General features: G+C 67.9%; 11 protein-coding genes and 2 pseudogenes. 4 read left to right on the top strand and 9 right to left on the bottom strand.

Features of this window, described 5'->3' with window-relative positions; genetic code table 11:
- Positions 1-315 (top strand): amidase domain-containing protein (locus ABZ471_RS46565; protein ID WP_359075220.1); only part of this gene is annotated, 315 nt, incomplete at its 5' end.
- Between the two features lie 190 nt (positions 316-505).
- Positions 506-706 (top strand): annotated as a pseudogene (locus tag ABZ471_RS46560) (transposase); the annotation flags it as partial.
- A 57-nt stretch (positions 707-763) separates the two neighbouring features.
- Here the strand turns inward: ABZ471_RS46560 and ABZ471_RS46555 are convergent.
- Both ABZ471_RS46555 and ABZ471_RS46550 read right to left on the bottom strand, forming a co-directional pair.
- On the bottom strand, positions 764-1,189 hold the full coding sequence (locus ABZ471_RS46555; protein WP_359075219.1) for an IS30 family transposase: 426 nt from the start codon (positions 1,187-1,189) through the stop codon (positions 764-766).
- Positions 1,186-1,875 carry a helix-turn-helix domain-containing protein gene (locus ABZ471_RS46550; RefSeq protein WP_359075218.1) on the bottom strand — a complete coding sequence of 230 codons (690 nt, stop codon included), beginning with the start codon at positions 1,873-1,875 and terminating at the stop codon, positions 1,186-1,188. The genes ABZ471_RS46555 and ABZ471_RS46550 overlap by 4 nt, the downstream gene beginning before the upstream one ends.
- A 198-nt stretch (positions 1,876-2,073) precedes the next feature.
- Between ABZ471_RS46550 and ABZ471_RS46545 the strand changes: the two genes are divergently transcribed.
- Positions 2,074-2,877: an IS3 family transposase gene (locus ABZ471_RS46545; RefSeq protein WP_359075221.1), complete on the top strand. Its 804-nt coding sequence runs from the start codon at positions 2,074-2,076 to the stop codon at positions 2,875-2,877.
- 84 nt (positions 2,878-2,961) lie between these two features.
- On the opposite strand, the pseudogene ABZ471_RS46540 reads toward ABZ471_RS46545, so the two are convergent.
- Positions 2,962-3,294 (bottom strand): annotated as a pseudogene (locus ABZ471_RS46540) (DUF1775 domain-containing protein); the annotation flags it as partial.
- A 527-nt stretch (positions 3,295-3,821) separates the two neighbouring features.
- On the opposite strand from ABZ471_RS46540, the gene lepB reads away from it, so the two are divergent.
- Entirely contained in the window at positions 3,822-4,727 is a 906-nt protein-coding gene (gene lepB, locus ABZ471_RS46535; RefSeq protein WP_359075217.1) for a signal peptidase I, read from the top strand.
- Here lepB and ABZ471_RS46530 read toward each other — a convergent pair.
- The 6 genes from ABZ471_RS46530 to ABZ471_RS46505 form a co-directional block, all read right to left on the bottom strand.
- A complete protein-coding gene (locus ABZ471_RS46530; protein WP_359075216.1) occupies positions 4,700-5,086 on the bottom strand; it encodes a fic family toxin-antitoxin system, toxin component in 387 nt (128 codons plus the stop codon). The genes lepB and ABZ471_RS46530 overlap by 28 nt on opposite strands.
- The gene (locus tag ABZ471_RS46525; RefSeq protein WP_359075215.1) at positions 5,083-5,382 is read right to left on the bottom strand and encodes a DUF1778 domain-containing protein; all 300 of its coding nucleotides are present in this window, start codon (positions 5,380-5,382) and stop codon (positions 5,083-5,085) included. Before ABZ471_RS46525 ends, ABZ471_RS46530 begins: the two co-directional genes overlap by 4 nt.
- A 216-nt stretch (positions 5,383-5,598) precedes the next feature.
- Positions 5,599-5,928 (bottom strand): hypothetical protein, encoded by a 330-nt coding sequence (locus tag ABZ471_RS46520; RefSeq protein ID WP_359075214.1) that lies wholly within the window; start codon positions 5,926-5,928, stop codon positions 5,599-5,601.
- Positions 5,925-7,070 carry a transposase gene (locus ABZ471_RS46515; protein WP_359075213.1) on the bottom strand — a complete coding sequence of 382 codons (1,146 nt, stop codon included), beginning with the start codon at positions 7,068-7,070 and terminating at the stop codon, positions 5,925-5,927. The genes ABZ471_RS46520 and ABZ471_RS46515 overlap by 4 nt, the downstream gene beginning before the upstream one ends.
- A 140-nt stretch (positions 7,071-7,210) precedes the next feature.
- The gene (locus ABZ471_RS46510) at positions 7,211-7,378 is read right to left on the bottom strand and encodes a hypothetical protein (RefSeq protein ID WP_359075212.1); all 168 of its coding nucleotides are present in this window, start codon (positions 7,376-7,378) and stop codon (positions 7,211-7,213) included.
- A 130-nt stretch (positions 7,379-7,508) separates the two neighbouring features.
- Positions 7,509-7,958 carry an SRPBCC family protein gene (locus ABZ471_RS46505; RefSeq protein WP_359075211.1) on the bottom strand — a complete coding sequence of 150 codons (450 nt, stop codon included), beginning with the start codon at positions 7,956-7,958 and terminating at the stop codon, positions 7,509-7,511.
- Positions 7,959-8,086: the final 128 nt, after the last annotated feature.

Here is an 8,086-nt window from a genome sequence, read left to right as displayed (position 1 = left end):
TACGACTTCCACAAGTGGTTCGGCAACGCCGACATCCAGTCGGACTCGTTCGTCGGCGTCAACGAGTTCTCCTGGTTCGCCCTGTCCTCCAAGCGAGTCACCAGCCTCGCCAACGTCTACCAGCTGGACATCGGTGACGTGCTCCAGATGGACTTCAACAAGGACGGGTCCAAGGACCACTCCATGATCGTCACCTACCGCAGCCCGCAAGGCGCGCCGTACGTGACGTACCACTCCACCAATACCTACAACAGGTCGGTGGCCAGCCTCGTCGCGTCATACCCCAACGCCGCGTACTACGCCTACCGCACCTGAGAGTGGTCTCCTTCCGGGCGGGGCCGGGCCTTTTGCGGCTATCCCAGCTCCTCGCGGATCTGGGATAGCCCGCCGCCCACTGTGGGAGTGAAGCTTCCCCTTGATCGTGGACACCTGGAGACTGGGATCTGAGGTTCCCGAGGAAGCAGTGCCAGGTGGGAAGCAAGTACACAAAGCGGTACTCGGATGAGTGCAAGCGGGACGCGACGCGATCGTGCTCGTGCGGTCGTCGGGCCGGACGGTGACGGCGGTCGCCCGGGAGCTCGGGATCAGCTCGGAGTCCCTGAGGGGCTGGGTGAAGAAGGACCGCGCCGACCAAGAGGCCGAGCCCGGTGCCGGGCTGTCGGGGCCGGGCGGCGACGCTCGAGACGAGGAGCTGAAACGGCTGCGGAAGCTGACCGCCGAGCAGGCGAAGACGATCGAGATCTTGAAAAGAGCGACCTTAGATTCAACCGGTCAAGGCAACACTCTCGGCCGGGGTGCGGAATCCCAGGCACTTGCGGGGGCGGTTGTTGAGTTTCGCCGCGATGGCATCAAGATCGCCCTGGCTGAACGTCGAGAGGTTCGTCCCTTTGGGCAGGTACTGCCGGAGCAGCTTGTTGGTGTTCTCGTTGGTGCCGCGCTGCCAGGGGCTGCGCGGAGCTGCGAAGAACACGTCGACGCCGGTGTCAGCGCTGAGACGCTTGTGGGCGGCCAGTTCCATGCCGCGATCCCAGGTCAGCGTGCCGCGTAGTCGGGAGTCCATGCGTGTGTATGTCTCGGCCAGAGCTGGAACGACCACGTTGGTGTGGCGGCTGGCGAGCTTCACGACCGTGAGGAACCGCGTCTTGCGGTCGACCAGTGTGGCGACCTGGCTGTTGTTCGAGCCGATCACCAGATCGCCTTCCAGGTGCCCGGGCTCGCTGCGGTCCTCCGCGGCCTGGGGCGCTCCCCGATCGGCCGGGCATCGGTGATCTGCGAGCGCCATTGCCCCTTCACCGTGTGTCGCTTGTTCTTCCGGATCGGGCGGCCGGTGCGAAGGCGTTTGCAGACCTCGCGGGGGATCACTTTCCATCGAGTGGTGTAGACCGACCGGTAGATCGTCTCGTGGCTGATCTCCATCGCCGGGTCATTGCCGTGATAGCGACGCAGATAGCCGACTATCTGCTCGGGTGACCACTCCTCGCAGAGCAGGGTCAGTACCTTCTGCCTGAGCGCCGGTCTGGCGGCGAGCAGGCACTGTTTCGGGCGCCGGGCGCGGTCAAGTGCCCGTTCCTGCACGGCGATTGCCCGGTAGACGTCGCGTCCGCCGTTGTTGCCGACTTCACGGCTGATCGTCGACACCGCACGCCCCAGTAGGCCGGCGATCGCCCGGTAGGAATGGCCGGCACAAAGTCCGCGTGAGATCTCTTCCCGCTCGCCCAAGGTCAGGTTTCCAGCGCGTGCCTTGCGGAGCGCGGGAGCGATTCCTCCGTGGTGCTTGAGGACGGTGAACACCGAGCCGGGCGGTTTGCCGATCTGTCTCGAGATGACGCTGATCGACTCCCCGGACCTCCACCGCCGCCACAGGTCGGCCTTCATCTCATCCGACATCCCCGGCCGACCCAGTCTCGCCACGTATACCGCCCTCAATCAGCACTGTTGCTCTGACCGGTTGAATCTAAGACCGCCTTCTTCGCGAAGGAGAGTGACCGGTGAGCGCGATATGCCGGTTCATCCACGCGGAGAAGGCGAACTACCCCATCACACTGCTGTGCAAGGCGTTGAAGACCGCCCGGTCTGTCAACGGCCTACGCGTGGGTGGCCGGACGGGAAGCCCGCGAAGCGCGGCGGCGGGCCGATGAGGCCCTGGCCCACGAGATTGCCGTGATCCACATCGCGTCCCGGCGGAACTACGGCGTCCCGCGCGTCACCGCCGAACTGCGCCGGCAGGGCCGGGAGGTCAACCGCAAACGGGTGGAGCGGGTCATGCGGGAGCACGGCATCGCCGGGCACAGCCGGCGCACCGGGCGCCGCAGCCTGACCAAGGCCGCCCCGTCGCCGGACCTGATCGGCCGCGACTTCACCGCCACCCGCCCCGGCACGAAGATCGTCGGGGACATCACCTATATCCCCACCGCCGAGGGCTGGCTCTGCCTCGCCTCCTGGCTGGACCTGGCCACGCGCGAGGTCATCGGGTACTCGATGGCCGGCCATCACCGCGCCGAACTCGTCGTCGACGCCCTCGACATGGCCGCCGCGCTGGGCCGCCTGGAACCCGGCTGCGTGATCCACAGTGACCGCGGTTCGGAATACACTTCTGGGCAACTCCGCGCCAGAATAGGCGAGTTGGGGCACCGGCAAAGCATGGGCCGGACCGGGAGCTGCTTCGACAATGCCGCCGCGGAGAGTTTCTGGGCGGTCCTCAAAGGGGAGATCGGCACCCGCTTCTGGCCCGACCGGGCCACCGCGCGTGCCGACATCTTCGATTTCGTCGAGACCTTCTACAACAGACGCCGCCTGCGCAGGCACATCCGCTGGGGCTACCTCACGCCCCACGAGACGCGCCTGCGCCATCGGCAAGATCAGGCCCTCGCGGCGTAACAGCACCGTGTCCAAGATCGCGGGGAAACTTCACCTCAGCTCAGGGGATTCGATGGCCACGAGCGTGGACGGCCGAGTCGTGCCGGCGTCCGTGGCCTTGCAGGTCAGCGTCAGCACCGGCGCCGGATTCTCCGTTTCCTGACCGCCCTGGGCTTCCTCGATCCAGCGGACGGTCCTGCCGTCGGAGTAGGTCTGGAGAGTTTTTAGGGCCAAATGATCAGTTTCGTCGGGCAGTCGGCCGAAAGCGACGTCGAAGCCCTCGTACGGACCCGGGCCGATCTCGCCACCGGTTCACGTGGTCTCGGAGACGGCGTCGGTGATGGTGCCGTCGTCCGCCTTGACGGGCGTCTTGAGCTTGTCGCTGGTGACCTGGACGGTGAAGCCGCTCTGCGGACGGACGAGCGCACCAAGCGCGGGGCACGGGTCTGGGAGTCTTCGCGGTGCCACAAGAGGTGGAGCCGCCCCCCAGCACCAGAAGGCCCGTTGCGGACCGATCCATGGAACGGGGATTGAGGAACGGCGACCGCGTTCTCGTACAGAGAGTTGCGTACGGCTTCGGTGCCTGCCTCGGCGCGGCGATGCCGTCGCGTTCAACGACACCGGGGTGTCGGAGACGCCGTCTGCAGCGAACGCGTTCTGCGATGAGGGGAGGATCGAGGTGAACGGCCGATCGGTCGATGAGTCGACATTCCTCCACTCTGGCGATGGACCCTTCGGGGAACCCGTCCACGTCGTCGTGCCCGACGGAACCCGATGCGTCCTCGACGAGCACCACAGTGGCTCCAGCCGCTCGCGCAGCCGCCTGAGCCCGTCGGGCGGCGATGTGGTCCCCGGCGGATGTGTGAAGGCCCGGCCCCACTGCCGGATCGCGCGGTGCTACCGCCACCGGAGACATCGCGCCCGCCCCGGCACCTGCGCGCGCGTGCCGGATGAGGTCGGCGCGCATGGGTAACCGAGGCAGGCCACGTGGTTCGTCCGCTGACGCCGAGGAAAACCCCTTGCCCACCGGATCCCGGCGCATCGCCAGCTCGCTCCGCCGCCGTACCCGGACGGAGCGGAGCAAGCTGCGGCGCAAGGTCAAACGCAAGCGCAGGCGCTCAGCCGTCCATGAGGTACCTCTCATCGTCGGCGTGGCCGTGCTGATGGCCCTGCTGCTGAAGACCTTCCTGGCCCAGGCGTTCGTGATCCCCTCGGGCTCTATGGAACAGACGATCCGCATCGGCGACCGCGTCCTGGTCGACAAGTTCACCCCGTGGCTGGGCTCCGAGCCGCAGCGCGGGGACGTCGTTGTCTTCCGCGACCCGGGCGGCTGGCTCGCCGGCGAGCAGACGGCCAGGAAGCACGATCCCATCGTGATCAAGCAGTTCAAAGAAGGCCTCACCTTCATCGGCCTGCTGCCCTCCGACAACGAGACGGACTTGATCAAGCGGGTCATCGGGGTCGGCGGGGACCACGTCAAGTGCTGTGACCCGCAAGGGCGGGTGACGGTCAATGCGGTTCCGCTGAACGAGAAGGGCTACCTGTATCCCGGCAACGCTCCCTCCGACACACGGTTCGACGTCATCGTGCCCAAGGGCCGTCTGTGGGTGATGGGTGACCACCGGGACAACTCTGCAGACTCCCGCGCCCACCAGAACACCGCCTACGGCGGGACGGTCTCGGTGAACTCCGTGGTGGGCCGCGCCGTCCTCATCGGCTGGCCGGTCGCCCACTGGAACGTGCTGACATCGCGTGGGAGCGGCGTCCGATCGAGCGCCTGGGGTAACCGCCCCGCCCCCGCACGCTCCGTCAGTGGCGAAGAAGGGCAGCTGGTTACGCCGGGTCAGGAAACGCTCCACGCGCGGAGTTGACGGCCGATCAGTCCCACTCCCCGTGTGCCCGAGGCAGCGTCCCGCACCAATGTGACCGCTTCTTTGGGCGGGTAGTCGAGGCGGCATGCGTTCAGGGCCAGGTACGCCTCAGCCGAGTGCCAGGCGAAGGCCTCGCCTGAGTCCTCCAGGCAGGGCAGTTTTGCCAGCGTCTGGAGTAGTGCGGCCGCTTTGAGATACACGGAGCCGTAGATGTCGCGTTCCATCGCCCGGGCGTTGACCCGGGCCACCGCCGCATAGAGCGGACCGTAGTCGTCCACTTGGGGATCACCCGGCAACAATTCGGCCGCATGCAGAAGGAAGGCCACATCAAGGGGGTGAAGCGGATCGTTCTTGGTCACGCTGCGTGACCCCGCTCCTGCTGCTCCTCAAGATCACGCCGCGCCTCCAGCTCCGCGGCGCGCTGCTCCGCGCCGGGATCGGCCGTGCCTGCTCCTTCCGCGAACGCGTCGCCGCTGTGGGTCATTGATGCCCTGAACGCGTCGAGGAAGCGCTCTTCCACGGCGGTGGCACGGGCGTAGGCGGCCGAGAGGATGTACTCCTGCAGGCTGACGCCTTCCTGCTTTGCGGCGGCCTCGATCGCGGCGCGCTGGGCCGGATCGGGAAAGCGCAGGTTCATGGCTTTGGGGTGCGACATGGTACCAATGGTACCGTCGGTACTGCATGCCCGCCAGAGCCCGAACCGGCACCTTTCGAACGGCTGCGCCCGGCCATCCGGTGTAGTGGTCGACGTGGCGCTTGTCCGCATGGGGCGGGCAGGTGCAGAACCCGCGCTGGCCGGGATACCACTTCCCGCAGTAGCCGGCCGCCCTCGCCCCGAGCGCAGTCATCGGTGGAGCAGTTGTCTTCGCAGTCATCGGCGCAGCTCCAAGGTCAGAGAGCGCAGGGCGCGGCGGGTTTCGCAGAGGAAGGCGTCGTCCGTGCACTGCTCGCATGTGCCCGGGTGGGTGCGCACCAGCATCAGGAGCGGCTTGCGGGTGCACCGCCGGCAGCCGCGCGGGTACCAGCGGCCGGGAACGCCCTTGATGCTGTCGCGGCGGGGTTCAAGGTCTACGGCTGTGGCGCCGTGGAGTTCGGCCGCGCACCACACGCAGTGCGCACCGCGCATCTGGGCGGCGGTCAACTCAGCGGGGACGGGCAGGTCGAGCAGGGCCAGCTGCCCCGACTGCGTGGCGGTGCTCATACCTGCGTCTCCTCGGGCCGGTAGCCGCCCGGGCCGAACGCGGCCGCGAGGAGTGTGGGGTCGGTGAGCTGGCCGGTGCCGTCCGGGAGTGCCAGCCACCAGCGGCCGCCGAGGGAGTGGACGACGGGCGGGCACTGAAGTTCCCAGCCGGCCGGGCGTACGGCGTCGTCGTTGACCGGTGCCGGGGTGGTGTGGATGTGGGTGATCAGGTGCGGGACGCCGGGCTCGCAGGTCTCGCTGAGGTGGACCTTGTATCCGGACCAGCCCAGATCCCGTTTCGCCCCGGTCTTGGTCTCGAGCTCGTGCGGGGTGCGTAAGCGGATCAGACCGGGCGGGGTGTTCTTCGGCTCCCGCCGGCGCACGGCCCCGTCGACCTGGTGGAACTGCTGCACCCAGGTCTGACGCAGGAACTCCACCGCGGGCAGATGCCGCAGGCCGGGCGGTGCCGACGCCGACCAGGCGGCCTGGAGCAGCACCATGCCGTCGGCCCCGCACTGGTCGCCGTGTTCGACGCGGGCGGCCCACCGGGAGGGGAAACGGCTGTCCTCCGGCCGGGCCGAGTAGCGGTCGAACCACTCCGGCGCCGCCACTGTCATCAGCCAGTCCCCGGCCGCCTCGGCAATCTGGTTCAGCCCCGCCCGCAGCGTCTCGACCACGAACTCCAGCCGACTCAGGTCCCTGGTCACGGCCAGCACATGAGTGGCGTCCGTGCGCTGCCGCTTGCCCGCCGTGACCAGCCCCGCTTCCCCGGCGGCGGTCAGCACCGCGTCGAACACCGCCCGGCCCTCGTCCGACTCGGCCAGCCGGGCCCGGAACTCGCTGAGCACGGAGAAGTCGAACCCGGTATCGGCCAGCTCCAGCGACAGGGCGTACTTCCAGTCCAGCCGCGAGCGGACGGCGTGCGCGGCCTGCCGGTCGGTCAGCCCCTCCGTGAACTGCAGCACCGACACCAGCGCCAGCCGAGCCGGCGACACCGCCGGACGCCCTCGCACCGGGAACAGCTCCTCGAAGTCGGCGTCGGCGAAGACCGGCCCGAGCGCATCCCGTACCCGCATCACCGGACAACCCTTCGGGAACACCGCACGCGCCAACCGCACGGTCTCCTCCGGGATCTCCGTCAACTCCACCCCACGCAACAACACGAACCCACCCCAGAAACACGACGACGGCCTGCACAACCCCAACGGGGTCGTACAGGCCGTCGTCACGCAGGCCCCGGATTTACCAACAGCGTCCAGACGATCCGGAGGGGGCCGCTGTAAGTCCGGCCTGTGCCGCCTCACTACCCCTGGGGGGCGACGTCGGTGATCTCTACGGAAACCTTCGTGCTCGCCGAAGCAGTGCTGATCATCGAGGGCCGGTAGTTCAGGCTCGTCTGGTCCGTCAGCTCGGCCGTCTCGATGACCGGTCCGGACTCGTCGCCGTGGATCTCGTAGGCGATCTCGTACACCGCGTCCGGGTCGATGCTGCCGCTGCAGCGACCAGTGGTGCCTGGGTGCTTGCCGAGGCCGGGGCGGTTCTCAGCCCGAAACGCTCGCGGACGCCGCGGTCATGGCCGGGTCCAGGAGGGGCGGCGGCGATCAGCGTGGCTGCCCGGTCAGGCGCCGTTCCAGAGCAGCCAGCATCTGGGCGGAGTTGTCCCGCAGAGCCCTGGTGGCGACCGGGTTGAGCATGTCTTCCAGCAATGGGATGCCGATGTCGAACTCGACGTCGAGCGTGATCAGGCTCGTGCCGGAGTCGGCGGTGCACACGGTCCAGAGACCGGCGAAGCACGCCAGGTCTCCCTGGACTTGGTGGAACTCGAAGCGACGGGAGGCGTGGTCGATACTTTCGGACTCGACCCATTCCAGCACTGAACCCTTCAGCTGCACGGACCAGGCCGTCTGTCGCCGGTCGGGGGAGGACTGCTCAAGGATCTTCACGGAGTTGACGTCGTCCATGGCCTCGGCGAAGCTCTCGACGTCCGTGACGGCGTCCCAGCATGCGTCGACCGGGGCGTCGACGGATAGTTCGACGTGGACTCGGGGCATGTTTTTCTCCAGATTCTGGTGGGCTTGTCCAGGGGCTTAGGGAGTCGTGGGGGCAGGGTGTGGGGATGGTGCGGGCGCAGGGGTGGGAGGGGAGGCTGCGTCTGGGTTTGGCGCGGTCTCCCCTTGCT

This window comes from Streptomyces sp. NPDC005728 (assembly GCF_040630895.1).
Lineage (GTDB): Bacteria > Actinomycetota > Actinomycetes > Streptomycetales > Streptomycetaceae > Streptomyces.
Note: the sequence above shows the minus strand (reverse complement) of the source record. Positions and strands in the feature narration are given on the sequence as shown.

Excerpts from the sequence above, each read along its gene's own strand:
- ABZ471_RS46525 (WP_359075215.1), bottom strand. The coding sequence starts at position 5,382 with ATGTCGCACCCCAAAGCCATGAACCTGCGCTTTCCCGATCCGGCCCAG.
- ABZ471_RS46550 (WP_359075218.1), bottom strand. The coding sequence starts at position 1,875 with ATGAAGGCCGACCTGTGGCGGCGGTGGAGGTCCGGGGAGTCGATCAGC.
- ABZ471_RS46505 (WP_359075211.1), bottom strand. The coding sequence starts at position 7,958 with ATGCCCCGAGTCCACGTCGAACTATCCGTCGACGCCCCGGTCGACGCA.
- ABZ471_RS46520 (WP_359075214.1), bottom strand. The coding sequence starts at position 5,928 with ATGAGCACCGCCACGCAGTCGGGGCAGCTGGCCCTGCTCGACCTGCCC.
- lepB (WP_359075217.1), top strand. The coding sequence starts at position 3,822 with ATGGGTAACCGAGGCAGGCCACGTGGTTCGTCCGCTGACGCCGAGGAA.